Raw genomic sequence first — 16,305 nt, forward strand, 5'->3', positions numbered from 1 at the left:
GAGAGGTCTGACAGAGCAGGGGAGTGAAAAAATGACAATAGTAAAGCGGCTTTATACCGGAGTTATGCCGGATAGGACGGCATCCCGACTGATAAAAAGAATAAAAAAGCGGAAGCCCTGTGCGGATGTTTATGTCATAACACTTCCATTGTTTGAGGACGGGCTGTTAGAGGTTTATGAGGCAAATGAATTCCTGCAGCCGTACTATAAGAAACGAACGGATGATATCGTTATCGTTGGAATGTCGATGACAAAGGCCGGAGCGTTTTTTCTTATACGGGATATTATCCGGGATGTATACGGTACGACCGGAAAGTTTGATTGTAAGGACTATTTTCTATATGACATGACAGTGTGCTGATATAAGGGGAGCATATGTTACATATTTTCTTATTGATATTAAAGATTCTGTTGATTACAGTATTGATCCTGATAGGGCTTGTACTTGTACTGTTGCTTTTATTATTATTCGTTCCTGTCCGGTATCGGTTTTATGCAGAAAAACATGACAATTTTATATGCAAATTAAAAGCCTCATGGTTGGGTTTTGTATTCTGCTTCAAAGCAAATTATGATGAAAACGGCTTTGTATATTGGCTGCGGTCATTCGGCGGAACGCTGGTATCCAATGAAGATGGATTTTCGGAAGAAAGCCAGGAAGAAACAGATACGGAGACAGAAGCTGCAGAAAGTGAAAAAGAAACTCGTATGCGGAAAAAAGCTGAAGTCAGAGAAGCAAAAAAACTGAAAAAACAGGAAAAAGCAGAGACACGAAAAGCAAAGAAACAGGAAAAACGCGAACAGGCGGAAGCCGGAAAAGCGAAAAAAACGGAAAAGCAGGAAGCAGAAGATACTGAATCCGATCAGCAGGATGGTTTGTCAGATCAGATGATACAGGATGCAGATCCCGACAGAGAAGATAGAGATGCTAACCGGGAATTTGCAGAAGATCATTCGGAATTTCAAAAAAGTCCGGAGACGATATTTACCCGTATCGGTAAGAAGTTTGACCGATTTGTTATTGCGGTAAAGGATAAGATCGAAGCAGTTGTAAGAAAACTGCACCATATGAAAGATAAGGCGGAGCAGTATAAGAAATTCGTCCGGGCGGGTACAACGAAGCAGGCATTTCAGGTGTTAAAGCGAAACGTGATCCTGTTATTAAAGCATCTGAATCCGACAAAGATCAAAGGGCAGGTGACATATGGTTCAGGAGATCCGGCATCTACCGGAAAACAGCTTGGATATCTGAGTTTGATTTTACCGTTATATTATAATAAAATAGATATAACTCCGGATTTTTCCAAGAAGATATTGGAAGGGGATATTTTCATAAAAGGAAGAATCAGGGTTTATAATATATTATATTATTGCTGCAAGGTATACTTTAATAAATACGTGAAAAGATCTATGGCATATTTAAAAAAGATTTCGGGAGGAAATAAGTAATGGCAAATACAAATATTGACGGAACGATCAGCACTTTGTTTCATGGAATGGATGGATTTGTTTCATCCAAATCTGTAGTGGGAGATCCTATCAAGGTAGGAGATACGATCATTATTCCACTTCTTGATGTGAATTTCGGTATGGCGGCCGGTGCGTTCAATAAACAGACCGGCAATAATGCGGCCGGTGGTATCGGAGCAAAGCTCAGTCCGGCTGCGGTTCTGGTTATCTCAAATGGTAAGACAAGACTTGTTAATATTAAGAATCAGGATGCCATCAGCAAGATCATTGATATGGCACCTGAGATCGTTGACCGGATCACCGGCTTCTTTAAGAAGGAAAAGACAGAGGAAGAAGAGCAGATCGAACAGGCGGTAGAAGAAGCATCGAAACCGGCAGAGGAATAAAACAGACATAAAAGAAAAAGACTTTGCATATCTTATAATGGTATGTGAAGTCTTTTTTTGGCGGTGATGTTGTTTGAAGCGTGTAGTTGGATTTGCCCTCTTTTTCGTTGCAATCGGAATGATATTCAGCTATCTGGTAGAAGGGTTTCTGGAATTTTTGATTATTGTAATCTTTTTTTTAATGACATATATATTATTTTGCAGATGCTAAAAGTCAATGACCTGACCGGGTTACGGCAGGAGAGATTTTGAGAATTTATGATAGAAGCTTGGCCGACAGTCTGAAAAAAGAAAATAAAAAAGACTGCCATTGTTTTATGGCAGTCTTTTTTAGAAAGAATACGAGGTGAACTATGCACGCTCAACCTTTCCAGATTTTAAACATGAAGTACAAACATAAATCTTCTTTGGAGAACCATCTACGATAGCCTTAACAGACTTAACATTTGATTTCCACATCTTATTTGCTCTTCTATGTGAATGGCTCACTTTGATACCGAAATGAGCACCTTTATTACAAACTGAACATTTTGCCATGATAGCACCTCCTTATTTTTATTAAACTTATCCTCTCATAAGTTCACAACAAATGTTACTATATCAGATAATTTTGTTATATGCAAGCATATTTTTAATTTTTTTAAAAAGAATAGACAATAAATGGTTGTCTTGAAATTTGCATATTCTCTGTTATAATAGAACTATATGTTTATAATTATGGTGAGACAGGTTTGCCTATTTTTAAATATACTTTTCAGAATGACAAGGAGATGGGATTCCTGCACATCATATAACAGGACAAAAGCATGGGAGGTTTTCTATGAACGAATATATAAATAATGATAATGGAACCGTCAGTCTGGATGAGAATGTGGTTGCACAGGTAGCAGGTATGACAGCACTCGATTGCTTTGGCATTGTTGGTATGGGTATTGTCAGTGTAAAAGACGGAATCGTAAAACAGTTAAAAGGAAACAATATCACGCAGGGAATTCATGTTACGTTTGATGAGAATGGAGATATTGTGGTAGAGCTTCATATCGTTGTGGCATATGGTGTCAGCATCAAGGCTGTAACAGATAATCTGATGCAGTCTGTAAAATATAAAGTAGAAGATTTTACATCTCTTAAGGTCAGTCAGGTAAATGTATTTGTTGAAGATGTAAAGATTCTGGATTAGACGGAGGAACTGTAGAAGTGAAAAATACGATTGATGCACTTGCACTGAAGAAAGCATTTATAGCCGGTGCGAATAACCTTGATAATAAAAAAGACTATATTAATGAGCTGAATGTGTTCCCTGTACCGGATGGAGATACCGGTACAAATATGACAATGACGATTATGTCAGCAAAAAGGGAAGTTGAATCCTGTAAGGAGACAATGAGTGATATCGCAAAGGCAATGTCAACCGGTTCCCTTCGTGGAGCCAGAGGTAATTCAGGTGTAATCCTTTCTCAGCTTCTTCGTGGTTTCAGCAAGAAGATCGGGGATAAAACAGAGATCGGAGTAATCGAGATTGCTGATGCATTTCAGAAGGCGGTTGAGACAGCTTATAAGGCTGTTATGAAGCCAAAGGAAGGAACGATCCTTACAGTTGCCAGAGGTATTGCTACTAAGGCCAGAGAATGTGCAGGTACAGATATTACATTGGAGGAATTCTGCGAAACCATCATTAAGCATGGAGATGAAGTGCTTGCTTCCACACCGGAGCTGCTTCCGGTATTAAAAGAGGCCGGTGTTGTGGATTCCGGCGGACAGGGCCTGATGGAAGTATTAAAGGGTGCAGTTGACTGTATTCTCGGACGTGTCGTAATTGCAGATACAAAGCCTTCCGGAGCAGGAGTATCCGGTGTTGACAATCCAAAGTATTCTGAAGATCTGTCGGCCGATATCAAGTTCGGATATTGTACAGAATTTATTATTAATCTGGAAAAAACATACGGCATAAAAGAGGAAGAAGATCTGAAACAGTTCTTAGAGTCGATCGGTGATTCCATTGTCTGTGTATCAGATGATGAGATCGTAAAGATCCATGTTCACACAAACCATCCGGGCCAGGCATTTGAAAAAGGTCTTACCCTTGGTTATCTGTCAAATATGAAGGTCGATAATATGAGACTGGAGCATCATGAGAAGGTCATCAAGCAGGCAGAACGGGAAGAAGCAGCCAGACAGGAAGCTGCAAGACAGGCAGAGAAAGAAAAACAGCAGCCAAAGAAACAATATGGTTTCATCGCAGTATCCATGGGTGATGGATTAAAGGAGTTCTTTACGGAGCTTGGAGTTGATTATGTGATCGAAGGTGGTCAGACGATGAATCCAAGCACTGAGGATATGCTGAATGCGATCGAGAAGGTTCATGCCGAGAATATATTTATATTCCCAAATAATAAAAATGTTGTTCTTGCAGCCAATCAGGCAGCCGGCTTATGTGAAGATAAGAATATCATCGTCCTTGCAACGGCAAATGCGCCACAGGGTATCAGTGCAATGATAGCGTTTGACAGTACGATGACATTAGAGGATAACAAAAACAATATGTTAGAAGCTGTATCAAATGTAAAGAGCGGACAGGTAACATATGCGGTCAGAGATACCTCCATCGATGGAAAAGCCATCCATGAGGGAGATATCATGGGTATCGGTGATAAGGGACTGGTATCCGTTGGTAATGACATTTCGGATGTTACATTCGATCTGATCAAAGATGCAGTAGATGAAGACAGCGAACTGATCAGTATTTATTACGGAGCAGATGTAAAGAAGGAGGATGCAGAGGCATTTGCGGCAAGAGTGGAAGAAAGCTTCCCGGACTGCGATGTACAGAACTACTATGGTGGTCAGCCAATCTATTATTACATTGTTTCTGTAGAATAAAGGGAGAAAAACTACATGGAATTAAAGGATAAGGTAACTTGTATTAAAGGGATAGGAGAAAAAACAGCCGGTAATCTGGCAAAGCTTGGTATCTCTACAGTGAGTGACCTTATCCATTATTATCCAAGAACTTATATTACATATATGGATCCTGTTGACATTCAGGATATACAGGCAGATGAGCGTCAGGCAGTAAGTGTGACGATCAACAGTCGGGTGGAAGTGAAGAAGCTTCGCGGATTCTCGATTGCGACTGCTTATGCCAAAGATTATACCGGGACAATTAAACTGACATGGTTTAATTGTCCTTTTCTGCGTAATTATTTTCATATTGGAGATCGTTATATCTTTGTCGGAGAAGTGAAATATAAGAATGGCATGTATACGATGAGCCAGCCGGAGTACTATACAGTGCCCCAATATCAGGAAATTTTAAAAGAATGGCAGCCTGTATACGGTTGTACGGCGGGTATTACAAGCAAGACGATCCAGAAAGCGGTAAAGGGAACGCTTCCTCTGATTCAGACGCTTTCAGATTATATACCGGAGGACATTCGGGATGAATATGATCTGATGAGGGCAAATGAAGCCGTAACCCATATCCATTTCCCGGATACGGAGGATCACTTAAGAGCTGCGATCAAGCGGGTTGCCTTTGATGAATTTTATGAATTTATAGAGAATATGCATAGTCTGAAAGAACATGATACGGTGAAATACAATCAGGCGAAGATACCATTTACGGAGCAGGTGACAGGGTTTATCGAGAGCCTTCCGTATCGTCTGACTGGGGCACAGATGGATGCGGTTCGAGATATCATGGCAGATATGAATTCAGAGCATGTGATGAACCGTCTTGTGCAGGGGGATGTCGGTTCCGGTAAAACGATCGTTGCTGCGATCGCTTTATTTGCCTGTGCGACGCAGGGTTATCAGGGTGTGATCATGGCGCCGACCGAGGTACTTGCAAATCAGCACTTTAAAGAACTGACCGGCTTATTTGAACCATATGGAATCCATGTTACGCTGTTGACCGGTTCGATGACGGCAAAGGAGAAACGGGAAGCGTATCAGGAGATTGCAGAGCATCGTGCGGATGTGATCGTAGGAACGCATGCGTTGATACAGGACAAGGTGGAATATGATAATCTGGCGCTTGTTGTGACGGATGAGCAGCATCGGTTTGGCGTAAGACAGAGAGAGAAATTATCGTTAAAAGGGGGAACACCACATGTTCTTGTTATGAGTGCGACACCGATTCCGAGAACCCTTGCGATCATTATGTACGGAGATCTTGATATTTCGGTAATTAATGAACTGCCGGCAGGACGGATTCCGATCAAAAACTGTGTAGTGGATGAGAGCTACCGCCCGAAAGCACAGGCGTTTATCCGGGCAGAGGTTAAGAAAGGACATCAGGTCTATGTGGTATGCCCGATGGTGGAGGAAAGCGAAGCCTTAGATGATGTGGCAAATGTAGTTGAGTATTCGGAAGATCTGTCACAGAAGCTTGACAGCAGCATACATGTGGCCTATCTGCATGGCAAGATGACAGGGGATGAGAAGAACCGTATCCTGACGGATTTTTATGAAAAAAAGGTTGATGTACTGGTATCTACAACGGTTATCGAGGTAGGGATCAATAATCCGAATGCCACGGTTATGATGGTAGAAAATGCAGAACGGTTTGGACTGGCAGCTCTGCATCAGCTCCGTGGGCGTGTGGGACGTGGAAATCTGCAGTCTTATTGTATCTTTATCAGTGGAAAGAAAAATAAAGAAGTGATGGAACGATTAAATGTACTTGCAGATTCAAACGATGGCTTTTATATTGCGGGAGAAGATCTGAAACGGAGAGGACCGGGAGATTTCTTTGGTATCAGACAGAGCGGAGATGTGCTGTTTAAGATGGGAGATATCTATAAACATGCCGACATGTTAAAGGCAGCATCGGATGTCTATGAGAAGTATGGTGACCGCATACGGACAGAATTTGGCCGAAGTGTAGCAGCAAGAAATGAGATGTATGGAAAACCGATATTATAAGGAGATTAGAACGATGGAGATAGCAGAGGTAAAAGAACAGGCAGATAAGATCTGTGAGAATATATCGAGAGTACTGATCGGTAGAGAGAAGGAGATACGTGTGATACTGGCTGCACTTTTTGCGGGAGGTCATGTACTGGTGGAGGACAGACCGGGAACCGGTAAGACACTTTTAGCAAAGACATTTGCCAAAAGCATCGGAGGACAGTTTAAGAGAGTTCAGTTCACACCTGATCTTATGCCATCTGATATTACAGGTTTAAGTATATATAATCGTAAATCAGAAGATTTTGTATTGGTGAAGGGACCTGTATTTACAAATATCCTGCTTGCAGATGAGATCAATCGTGCAACACCGAGAACACAGTCCAGTCTGCTTGAGGCAATGGAAGAGCAGCAGGTGACGATCGATGGAGAAAGTCATAAGCTTGAAACACCGTTTTTTGTTATTGCAACAGAGAATCCGATCGAGACGACCGGTACATACCCGCTTCCGGAAGCCCAGCTTGATCGTTTCCTTATAAAGATCTCCATGGGAGATAATTCAAAGGCTACAGAGGTTTCGATCATGGATCGTTTTATGTCTGAGAATCCGTTTGATACACTTCAGACGGTCTGTGATACAGATCATATAAAGACGATGCAGGAAGCGGTCAGAGAAGTTTTTGTTCATCCTTGCGTAAAGGAATATATAGCAGACATGATCCTTGCGACCAGGAATAACAGCCGGATACAGGTTGGTGCAAGCTCCAGAGGTACGGTAGGGCTTCTTCGTTTGTCGCAGGCATATGCTGCTATGGAGGGCAGAACCTTTGTCCGTCCGGATGACGTCCGGTATATGGCACCGTATGTTCTGGCACATCGTGTGATCATGGCAGGGCACATGGATGAGAAAAAGGAAAAGGCAGTGATCAGGGAACTGGTCGATCAGATCGCTGTTCCGGTTGAAGATTGGGAGAATTAATATGGAGATACTGATAGCAGTATTGTGTTTTCTGGTGATCTATCTCGGACAGACTGTTATTTACCGCAAATACTGGGATCAGGGGCTTTCTCTTGATCTGGATTTTGATGACAGGTATCTGGAGATTGGCGATAAATCAGGGATAACAGAGACAATTACAAATCGAAAGATGCTGCCTCTTACAACTTTACATGTGAAGTTTTCCACAGCGAGATCCTTACAGTTTCAGGAAAATGAGAATGCGGTTGTTACGGATTTTTATCATAGAAATGATCCGTTTTCGATTATGGGAAACCGGAAGGTAGTCAGAAAGCTTTCATTTACGGCGAAAGAGCGAGGCTTGTTTTTTATCAGTGCTGTAAAGCTGATGGCAAAGGATTTTCTGATGTCGAAGACATTTGCGCTGTCTGTAGAAAATCAGGCATATCTGTATGTTTTCCCTGAAAAACTTTCTAATATACAGCTTGATACGGTCTTAGATGGTATGTTGGGTGATCTGACATCAAGGAGAAGTCTTTTTCCGGATCCGTTTGCTTTTTCCGGCCTGCGGACTTACAGCGTGGGAGATCCGAGAAAGAGCATTAACTGGAAAGCAACAGCCAGATGCGACGACCTGATGGTAAATGTATATGAGCACACGGCAGAACAGAGGGTGAAGATACTTGTCTGCCTGGAGCCGAACACCATGATAAGAGTTCATTATATACAGGAAATGTGTATCAGTATAGCATCCACGGCAGCATCTTACTTTCTGGATAACCGGATTCCTGTCATGATACGGGCAAATGGATATGATCTGTTATCCGGTGAGGTGGAATGGGTGGATTTTGGTTCTTCCGGAGAACATCGATTTACGGTTGATAAATATCTGGCACGGATAACGGAAAATGCCGGAATTGATAGATTTGTTGAAGTCTTGAAGCAGGAAGTGACAGATGTAGACAGTAATACAACATATCTGATCGTATCTGCATACCATAAAAAGGATTTGCTGAATGAACTTGATCATATGGCTGAAAAAGGAAAGAATATTTATATGATAGTTCCATATCTGAATATACAGGGGTGCGATGATATCAGACCTTATCTTCATGGAATGGAGGTAGAGTTAAATGACACATAAGATATATTGGGCAGAGCGAGGATTACGTTATCTTTATGAGGTGGTAGCGGCAGAATTGTTCATGTATACATTCTGCATGATATTTATGAGACAAGATCCGCGGTTTACGGATGCCCTTTGGATCGCAGGAATATTTCTGTTGTCCTATCTGATCAGAGATTTTGTACCGAATCATATATTACTTACCGGTGGACATCTGGTGCTTGCGGGACTTTTAGTTATCTTGCCGGGCACAGTATGGATCCGAATGGTTACAGGGATTTATGATATCGGGTATCTGCTGCCATGTGCGGTTGCTTATGCAAAGAGAGGTTCCGGACTTACAGATATGAGCGAACCATGGCCATCGATCTTAGCAGGAATTATTATTTATTTTGCAAGTATCGGCATGAAACTGTCTGTTTTGTCGAACCTGTCTTATATTGCAGTTGCATTACTTATGGCTATATATATGATGATCCGGTATATACAGGGGTTGAAACGCTATATCTCACACACAACAGAAGTATCGGAGCAATCCATCCGGGATATCGCAGTTATAAATGGCAGGGTTGTATTATTCCTTGCAGTGCTTGTGTTGTTATTAATGGGAGCCTGTCGTTTCCTTGATCTGTCCGGGTTTGTAAATGTACTTGCGCGTGCATTTGCAAAGGTGGTTCAGACAGTATTTGGTGCGATCATGGTCATATGGGTATTTGTGCTGACGCTGCTTACGAAGGGAGGAACGGCAGCAACCGGTCTCGATTATCAGGATACCTTAAATGAATATTATCAGAACAGTGTAAAGGGATATGATGTATTTACCTTGATATTAAAGGTATTTGTAGTTCTTCTTCTGATATTCTTTCTGGTACGGATATTGTTGCAGGTGATCCGTTTCCTTTTGAAACCGAGAAGCCATGCAGATGATGTGATCGAGCTTATCGCCGAAGAACCGAGGCAATATAAAGAACGTATAACAGATAGACGCATAATGCACAGGTTGACAGCTGAAGAACGGGCAAGAAAAATTTATAAGAAGTCGATCCTGCGATATAAGGATGTGATCACACTTAACAAACGGATGACCTGTGAAGATATCAGGCAGGAGATAACAGAGACGGAGGTTGGAAATGTAGAGGGTATTTCTGCTATATATGAACAGATCCGATATGGAGCCGGAGAAGTGGACAACCATGTTATACGAGAAATGAAAGCGGCATCAGGACAGAATAAAAGGGTGAATGAAAAAGGCAAATAAAAAGGGAGTAGTGCAAAAATGAACCAGAAGAAAAAGGCGATTGTATTATGGGGAGTCATCATAGTACTTGCAGCGGCTGTTGTGGCATTGTCAGTTATACTGGTGACAAAAAGTCGGAAAAATAATGATCCGGACGAACAGAAGAATGCCGGAACAGAAGCTGTGATAGAGGAATCCGGGCAGGATGCGGAGCAAAAGGCTGAGGATGGCGCTGATCAAAAGAAGAAAAAGGGTGCATCCGATACTCAGAAGTCGACAGATGACAAGAAGACCTTATATGCAGAAGTAACGGTTGGAAGTACATGGGAAAATAACGGGATGACAGCCGCTACAGAGACGGTCACGATCTATAATAAGACCGATAAAGCTGCAACGGATTGGAGCGTTGATCTGGAATTTTCCGGGAAAGTAACGATCGACCAGCTCTGGAATGGAAAGTATACGGCAGATGGATCGGTGGTTCATGTAACCGCAGAAAGCTATAATGAGGAGATACCGGCTGGTGGCAGCATTGATTTTGGATATAATTTGTCAGCATCGGATGTGAAGCCTGTTCGTTGTACATTGATGATCGCAGGAAAAGAAGTAACAACTGTCACCGGCGATGATCAGCAGAAAAATGATGAGAATGCAGCTCAGACAGATGGGCAGTCCGTTGACAGCGATAAAAAAGATCAGTCCGGCAGCGATAAGGTCACCGACAGCAAAATCGGTAAAAAAGAAGATGATCCGTATAAGGTACATGGAAAACTTGCAGTATCGGGAACGGATCTGGTGGATGCATCCGGCAGTAAATTCCGGTTAAAAGGTGTCAGTACACACGGACTTACCTGGTTTGCTGATTTTGTAAGTAAGGACACCTATCAGTATTTTAAAGATTCCTTTGGTATCAATCTGGTGCGTTTTGCGATGTATACAGATACAGGAGATTCCTATGGATATTGTTCCGGCGGAAATAAATCAGAGATCGAGGAGCTTCTTGGAAAAGGTGTTGATGCAGCAACGGATCTTGGACTGTATGCGATCATTGACTGGCATATTTTAAATGACAATGACCCGAATATGCATATAGATGATGCAAAGGATTTCTTTGATCGGATATCAAAGAAATATGCTTCTTACGGAAATGTGATCTATGAGATCGCAAATGAACCTAATGGGGGAACAACCTGGGATTCCGTAAAGAGCTATGCGGAAACGATCATCCCGATCATACGAAAAAATGCGCCGGATGCTATTATCATTGTCGGAACACCAACTTGGAGTCAGGATGTAGATGTGGCAGCTGCAGATCCGATCACAGATCAGACAAATCTGATGTATGCGGTTCATTTCTATGCCGCAACCCATAAGGATGATCTGAGAAATAAGGTTCAGTCTGCACTTGATTCCGGACTCCCGGTTTTTGTATCGGAGTTTGGCTTGTGTGATGCATCAGGAAACGGTTCGATTGATTATGATCAGTCCGATGCATGGTTTGATCTGATCGATGATAAGAATCTAAGCTATGCGGCATGGAATATTTCAAATAAAGCCGAGACATCGTCATTATTTGATTCCTCCTGTACAAAGAAAAGTGGCTTTACAGATGATGATCTGTCAGACAGCGGAAGGTATATTAAGGAAAAAATTGAGAGTTCCTATTGACAAAAGGGATGAAATATATACAATAAAAAAAGATTTTAACAACCTATGGGAGATCATGATTTATGAGAGTAATAGCGGGAACTGCCAGAAGTCTTCGTCTGGAAACGATCGACACGATGGATACCAGACCGACAACAGACCGGATCAAAGAGACCTTATTTAATATCATATCGAGAGAATTGCCGGATTGTACATTTCTGGATCTGTTCAGTGGAAGCGGAGCGATCGCGATCGAAGCATTGAGTCGTGGAGCAAAGCAGGCAGTCCTTGTAGAACAGAATCGGAAGGCAGTAGACTGCATTAACCGCAATCTGGAATTTACCGGATTAAAAGACAAGGCCAGGGTCATCACAGGAGACTGTGTTGCGGCGATTGACAGTCTGGAACGGTCAGGACTTGTGTTTGATATTATATTTATGGATCCTCCATATGGAAAATTATTAGAAAAACAGGTATTGAACCGTCTTGCGTCTTCAGGTATTGTTGATAAAAACACATGGATCATTGTTGAATCGGATCTGAATACAGAATATGATTATTTAACAGATATAGGATTCGAAATCGATCGTGTGAAGAAGTATAAGACGAATAAACATACATTTATACAGGAGATTTTATAAAATGAGTAGTGCAATTTATCCGGGAAGTTTTGACCCGGTCACATTGGGGCATTTGGATGTGATTAAACGCTCTGCAGAGATGTTTGATGAAGTGATCATCGGCGTTTTGAACAATACTTCAAAAACTCCATTGTTTTCTGTAAAAGAACGTGTTAATATGTTGTCTGAAGTGGTGTCAGATATACCGAATGTTCGTGTTGAGAGCTTTGGGGGACTGCTGATTGATTTTGCCAGACAGAATGGTGTAAAAACGATTATCAGAGGCTTAAGAGCTGTAACAGATTTTGAATATGAATTGCAGATTGCACAGAGTAATCGTAAAGTTGCACCGGAGATTGACACCGTATTTTTGACAACGAGTATTGAATATGCATATCTGAGTTCCAGTATCGTGAAGGAGTATGCAAGATATGGGGTAGATGTTACACAGTTTGTTCCAATAGAAGTTGTCGATCGTATAAAAGAAAAATATAACAGAGCATTTTAGGAGGAAGTAAGTCATGGCAAAAAAAGGCATTGAGGAAATGATTTCTGAGATTGAGATTTTTATAGATAATTGTAAGTATCAGCCGTTATCATCCAGTAAGATCGTTGTTCCAAAGGATGATCTGGAACAGATGTTAAATGAACTGAAGTTAAAGCTTCCAAATGAGATTGAGCGTTGCAAAAAGATCATGCGTAATAAAGAAGCTATCCTTGCAGATGCAAGAACAAGAGCAGATTCTATTATCACAGAATCTGTTGCGGAGGCAAATAAGCTGGTAGATCAGAGCCAGATAGTTGAACTTGCAAATATCCGTGCAAATGAGATTTTAGATATGGCAAGAAGTCAGGCTGATCAGATTGTAAACGAAGCAAATGCAGATGCAAATGAGATCCGTCTGGGTTCTATGTATTACACTAAGGATAAGCTTACAGAGGTCAGCAATTATATTAATGCAACATTAGAGGCTGAAAAGGCAAATTACGATAACCTGATTCAGTCCTTACAGTCAAATCTGGATATTGTATTGAATAATACAAATGAGATCAATGGAGATATTGCAAATATGACCGGAGCAGCGCAGCAGGCTGCGGCTCCTGAGGATGATCCACAGGCAGTACCGGAAGAGAAAGTAACTGCAGAAGAGGATCGGAATTATAATGTATATGGTAAGACTGAGTATTCCGATGATGAAGAAGACGATGAAGATGATGATTTTGACGATGACTTTCTGGATGACTAGAGATTGTCGGATTTTAGCTTAAAAGTAACAAGATTATCAGATAACTAAACGTTGCGCAGATACATTTACCAAATGTATAGCATATAAAAGACAGCTTTGTACCTTTTAGGATATGCATGGATTGGCACAGGGAGGATATTCCGCCAAATGATGTAACAGAAAGGATCAAAGCTGTTTTTTGTACATGAGAAAGGGAGAGTGCAGATAATTCCGACAGTCCCTTTGTTATCTCAAAGTAACAGGCGAGAATATGAAGAATCGGTATGCCTCCGGTAAATGCGATTACAAGATCATATAGAACAGAGAAAATGGCAACATAGATTCCTATGATGGTGATAGTTGTTATACTGTTTTCGATAACAGAAGACATATAGTTATCATCCTGTGCCGTTGCATATTCGGACAGAGTGCCTGCAGTTTCAGAGAGATATATTCGGTGATTTGGTTGATCATCAGAAGAGAGATGAGCTGTTTTTTTGATTGGCTTAAAATGTAAAATAGATAACTGCTTTTTGGATAACAGATAGTACAGGATGGCATAGCAGATCTGTGGCAGATAGATGACTGCCAGAACAGTGATGGTATTTATCTGCCCGTTTAGATATCGGTTACAGACATATCCCATCAGAAACATAGGGCTGATGTTGTTGCAGAGGGGCATAATGGCATGGGCGAAATCTTTTGATATAACTTGATTTTTGTAGAGCCTGCCTATAGCGATTGCACCGACCGGGTAGCCGCAGAACAGACCGCATAAGAATAACAGGATCAGACAGCCTGCCCGGTTTGGATGCTCCCAGTCAATCATAGACAGGAAGAAACTCGAGATCAGAAGAAAAGGAAGCAGCAGAGGAACCAGATTGTTATACCACAGTACAAGACCCTCTGCAAAACTTTTGGAAACAAATGAAGAATTCAGACAGAGTGTGATAACAAGCAGGATGAAAGCAGGATATAAGCAGAATGAGCGGATAGATAAGGCAGGATGCTTCATAGGGAAAACTCCGGTTTATTTGTTCATCTGTATTTTATGAAAAAAGAGTAATTACTATGAATTATAAATTTTCCAATTTGCGTATAATATTTACAAACAAAAAACAGATAGATTAACAGGAGAATCTCAGATAAGGTAAAGCATTTTCAGGTAAAATAGTTGAAAAAGAGAAGAAAACTGAGTATAGTTAAGCTGCTATTACAGGAGGTAGATAAAATGATCAAGGTGTGTTTTGAAAATGTAAAGGCGAAAACTCCGCTGGTGCATAATATCACGAATTATGTAACAGTAAATGATGTTGCAAATGTGCTTCTGGCATGTGGAGGAAGTCCGATCATGGCAGATGATATTGACGATGTGGAAGATATCACCGGTATCTGTGGTGGTTTAAATATTAATATTGGGACCTTAAATAAGAATACGATCCCATCCATGCTTGCTGCCGGCAAAAAGGCAAATGAGCTGGGACATGCCGTGCTGCTTGATCCGGTGGGTGCAGGAGCCAGCAGACTACGTACAGAGACAGCGATGAAGCTTTTAAATGAGATAAAATTTGATGTGATCCGTGGAAATATATCAGAAATCAAGACTCTTGCATTTGGTTCCGGCAGTACAAAAGGCGTAGATGCAGATGTGGCTGATGCAGTTACAGAAGATACTCTCGATCAGGCGGTTGATTTTGTGAAAAAATTTGCGGGAAAACTCGGCTGTATCATCGCTGTTACAGGAGCAATCGATCTGGTAGCAGATGCAGATACCTGTTATGTGATCCGGAACGGAAGACCGGAGATGGGTAAGATCACAGGAACCGGATGCCAGTTGTCCGGTCTTATGACAGCTTATCTGACAGCAAATCCGGATAACAAACTGGAAGCTGCTGCAACTGCCGTTATACTGATGGGAGTTGCCGGAGAAGTCGGATTTGCGAATATGGAGTCCACAGATGGCAATTCAACTTATAGAAACCGCATTATTGACGCAATCTATAATATGGATGCAGATAAGCTTTGCAGTATGGCAAAGTATGAGATCAGATAAGGAGTGAACGAGGCTATGAGTAAGCAGACACATATAAAGCCGGAGGAGCTTTTGCTATATGCAGTAACAGATAGACATTGGTTGAATGGGGCAACTCTGATCAGTCAGGTTGAGGCAGCATTAAAAGGCGGAGCAACCTTTATCCAGCTTCGTGAAAAAAATCTGGATGATAAAGCATTTTATCAGGAAGCTCTTGAGATCCAGAAATTATGCAAAGAATATAAGGTGCCGTTTGTAATCAATGATAATGTGGAGCTTGCAAAGAAGATTGGTGCAGATGGTGTGCATGTCGGACAGTCGGATATGGAAGCCTTAGATGTCAGAAAGGTGCTGGGAGACGATAAGATCATCGGAGTATCCGCACAGACAGTGGAACAGGCAGAACTGGCTGAAAAGCATGGAGCGGATTATCTGGGCGTTGGTGCGGTATTTCCAACCGGATCTAAGAATGATGCAACAGAAGTCAGTTTTGAGACGTTACAGGAAATCTGTGAGCATGTGCATATTCCGGTTATTGCAATCGGCGGCATAACCAGAGATAATGTTGTGGAATTAAGTCAAAGCGGAATTTGTGGTATCGCAGTTATCAGCGCGATCTTTGGTCAGACAAATATTGAGGCAGCTACGGCAGATCTAAAAAAACAGACAAAGAAGATGTTAGGAGAATAAGG

The 16,305-nt window shown here is 41.5% G+C and carries 17 protein-coding genes; 15 read left to right on the top strand and 2 right to left on the bottom strand.

Features of this window, described 5'->3' with window-relative positions; all coding sequences use genetic code 11:
* Window positions 1–31: 31 nt before the first annotated feature.
* From DWW43_RS06270 to DWW43_RS06280, 3 genes are read left to right on the top strand one after another with little or no spacing between them, the layout of a single operon-like run.
* Complete coding sequence (locus tag DWW43_RS06270) at window positions 32–361, top strand: hypothetical protein (RefSeq protein WP_119963046.1); 330 nt, start codon at window positions 32–34, stop codon at window positions 359–361.
* A 14-nt stretch (window positions 362–375) separates the two neighbouring features.
* Window positions 376–1,449 carry a DUF2953 domain-containing protein gene (locus DWW43_RS06275; RefSeq protein WP_243104409.1) on the top strand — a complete coding sequence of 358 codons (1,074 nt, stop codon included), beginning with the start codon at window positions 376–378 and terminating at the stop codon, window positions 1,447–1,449.
* A complete protein-coding gene (locus DWW43_RS06280; RefSeq protein ID WP_117784793.1) occupies window positions 1,449–1,856 on the top strand; it encodes a spore germination protein GerW family protein in 408 nt (135 codons plus the stop codon). The genes DWW43_RS06275 and DWW43_RS06280 overlap by 1 nt, the downstream gene beginning before the upstream one ends.
* A 351-nt stretch (window positions 1,857–2,207) precedes the next feature.
* Here DWW43_RS06280 and rpmB read toward each other — a convergent pair whose 3' ends face one another.
* Window positions 2,208–2,393 carry a 50S ribosomal protein L28 gene (gene rpmB / locus DWW43_RS06285; RefSeq protein ID WP_008400961.1) on the bottom strand — a complete coding sequence of 62 codons (186 nt, stop codon included), beginning with the start codon at window positions 2,391–2,393 and terminating at the stop codon, window positions 2,208–2,210.
* 283 nt (window positions 2,394–2,676) lie between these two features.
* On the opposite strand from rpmB, the gene DWW43_RS06290 reads away from it, so the two are divergent.
* The 10 genes from DWW43_RS06290 (at window position 2,677) to DWW43_RS06335 (ending at window position 13,602) form a co-directional block, all read left to right on the top strand.
* Window positions 2,677–3,036: an Asp23/Gls24 family envelope stress response protein gene (locus DWW43_RS06290; protein WP_008400960.1), complete on the top strand. Its 360-nt coding sequence runs from the start codon at window positions 2,677–2,679 to the stop codon at window positions 3,034–3,036.
* A gap of 17 nt (window positions 3,037–3,053) precedes the next feature.
* The gene (locus DWW43_RS06295) at window positions 3,054–4,736 is read left to right on the top strand and encodes a DAK2 domain-containing protein (protein ID WP_119963047.1); all 1,683 of its coding nucleotides are present in this window, start codon (window positions 3,054–3,056) and stop codon (window positions 4,734–4,736) included.
* A gap of 15 nt (window positions 4,737–4,751) precedes the next feature.
* Window positions 4,752–6,782 carry an ATP-dependent DNA helicase RecG gene (recG, locus tag DWW43_RS06300; RefSeq protein ID WP_119963048.1) on the top strand — a complete coding sequence of 677 codons (2,031 nt, stop codon included), beginning with the start codon at window positions 4,752–4,754 and terminating at the stop codon, window positions 6,780–6,782.
* Window positions 6,783–6,795: 13 nt separating this feature from the next.
* Window positions 6,796–7,746: a MoxR family ATPase gene (locus DWW43_RS06305; RefSeq protein WP_165853026.1), complete on the top strand. Its 951-nt coding sequence runs from the start codon at window positions 6,796–6,798 to the stop codon at window positions 7,744–7,746.
* A 1-nt stretch (window position 7,747) separates the two neighbouring features.
* Window positions 7,748–8,869, top strand: coding sequence for a DUF58 domain-containing protein (locus tag DWW43_RS06310; RefSeq protein WP_008400955.1), 1,122 nt, complete (start codon window positions 7,748–7,750; stop codon window positions 8,867–8,869).
* Window positions 8,859–10,109 carry a hypothetical protein gene (locus DWW43_RS06315; RefSeq protein ID WP_119963050.1) on the top strand — a complete coding sequence of 417 codons (1,251 nt, stop codon included), beginning with the start codon at window positions 8,859–8,861 and terminating at the stop codon, window positions 10,107–10,109. The genes DWW43_RS06310 and DWW43_RS06315 overlap by 11 nt, the downstream gene beginning before the upstream one ends.
* Window positions 10,110–10,127: 18 nt before the next feature.
* A complete protein-coding gene (locus DWW43_RS06320) occupies window positions 10,128–11,756 on the top strand; it encodes a cellulase family glycosylhydrolase (RefSeq protein WP_119963051.1) in 1,629 nt (542 codons plus the stop codon).
* Window positions 11,757–11,818: 62 nt separating this feature from the next.
* Complete coding sequence (gene rsmD, locus DWW43_RS06325; RefSeq protein ID WP_008400951.1) at window positions 11,819–12,376, top strand: 16S rRNA (guanine(966)-N(2))-methyltransferase RsmD; 558 nt, start codon at window positions 11,819–11,821, stop codon at window positions 12,374–12,376.
* 1 nt (window position 12,377) lies between these two features.
* Entirely contained in the window at window positions 12,378–12,863 is a 486-nt protein-coding gene (gene coaD, locus DWW43_RS06330; RefSeq protein ID WP_008400949.1) for a pantetheine-phosphate adenylyltransferase, read from the top strand.
* Between the two features lie 13 nt (window positions 12,864–12,876).
* The gene (locus DWW43_RS06335) at window positions 12,877–13,602 is read left to right on the top strand and encodes a hypothetical protein (protein WP_008400947.1); all 726 of its coding nucleotides are present in this window, start codon (window positions 12,877–12,879) and stop codon (window positions 13,600–13,602) included.
* 13 nt (window positions 13,603–13,615) lie between these two features.
* Here the strand turns inward: DWW43_RS06335 and DWW43_RS06340 are convergent, their stop codons facing one another.
* Window positions 13,616–14,596, bottom strand: a complete 981-nt coding sequence (locus DWW43_RS06340; protein WP_119963052.1) for a hypothetical protein — start codon at window positions 14,594–14,596, stop codon at window positions 13,616–13,618.
* Window positions 14,597–14,812: 216 nt separating this feature from the next.
* On the opposite strand from DWW43_RS06340, the gene thiM reads away from it, so the two are divergent.
* Complete coding sequence (gene thiM, locus DWW43_RS06345) at window positions 14,813–15,634, top strand: hydroxyethylthiazole kinase (RefSeq protein WP_044944986.1); 822 nt, start codon at window positions 14,813–14,815, stop codon at window positions 15,632–15,634.
* Window positions 15,635–15,649: 15 nt separating this feature from the next.
* A complete protein-coding gene (gene thiE / locus DWW43_RS06350) occupies window positions 15,650–16,303 on the top strand; it encodes a thiamine phosphate synthase (protein WP_119963053.1) in 654 nt (217 codons plus the stop codon).
* Window positions 16,304–16,305 lie beyond the last annotated feature (2 nt).

The organism is Clostridium sp. AF15-41 (assembly GCF_003604095.1).
Classification (GTDB): domain Bacteria; phylum Bacillota; class Clostridia; order Lachnospirales; family Lachnospiraceae; genus Coprococcus.

Excerpts from the sequence above, each read along its gene's own strand:
- rpmB (WP_008400961.1), bottom strand. The coding sequence starts at position 2,393 with ATGGCAAAATGTTCAGTTTGTAATAAAGGTGCTCATTTCGGTATCAAA.
- recG (WP_119963048.1), top strand. The coding sequence starts at position 4,752 with ATGGAATTAAAGGATAAGGTAACTTGTATTAAAGGGATAGGAGAAAAA.
- coaD (WP_008400949.1), top strand. The coding sequence starts at position 12,378 with ATGAGTAGTGCAATTTATCCGGGAAGTTTTGACCCGGTCACATTGGGG.
- thiE (WP_119963053.1), top strand. The coding sequence starts at position 15,650 with ATGAGTAAGCAGACACATATAAAGCCGGAGGAGCTTTTGCTATATGCA.
- DWW43_RS06315 (WP_119963050.1), top strand. The coding sequence starts at position 8,859 with ATGACACATAAGATATATTGGGCAGAGCGAGGATTACGTTATCTTTAT.
- DWW43_RS06320 (WP_119963051.1), top strand. The coding sequence starts at position 10,128 with ATGAACCAGAAGAAAAAGGCGATTGTATTATGGGGAGTCATCATAGTA.
- DWW43_RS06340 (WP_119963052.1), bottom strand. The coding sequence starts at position 14,596 with ATGAAGCATCCTGCCTTATCTATCCGCTCATTCTGCTTATATCCTGCT.
- DWW43_RS06305 (WP_165853026.1), top strand. The coding sequence starts at position 6,796 with ATGGAGATAGCAGAGGTAAAAGAACAGGCAGATAAGATCTGTGAGAAT.
- DWW43_RS06310 (WP_008400955.1), top strand. The coding sequence starts at position 7,748 with ATGGAGATACTGATAGCAGTATTGTGTTTTCTGGTGATCTATCTCGGA.
- DWW43_RS06290 (WP_008400960.1), top strand. The coding sequence starts at position 2,677 with ATGAACGAATATATAAATAATGATAATGGAACCGTCAGTCTGGATGAG.
- DWW43_RS06270 (WP_119963046.1), top strand. The coding sequence starts at position 32 with ATGACAATAGTAAAGCGGCTTTATACCGGAGTTATGCCGGATAGGACG.
- DWW43_RS06335 (WP_008400947.1), top strand. The coding sequence starts at position 12,877 with ATGGCAAAAAAAGGCATTGAGGAAATGATTTCTGAGATTGAGATTTTT.
- DWW43_RS06280 (WP_117784793.1), top strand. The coding sequence starts at position 1,449 with ATGGCAAATACAAATATTGACGGAACGATCAGCACTTTGTTTCATGGA.
- thiM (WP_044944986.1), top strand. The coding sequence starts at position 14,813 with ATGATCAAGGTGTGTTTTGAAAATGTAAAGGCGAAAACTCCGCTGGTG.
- rsmD (WP_008400951.1), top strand. The coding sequence starts at position 11,819 with ATGAGAGTAATAGCGGGAACTGCCAGAAGTCTTCGTCTGGAAACGATC.
- DWW43_RS06275 (WP_243104409.1), top strand. The coding sequence starts at position 376 with ATGTTACATATTTTCTTATTGATATTAAAGATTCTGTTGATTACAGTA.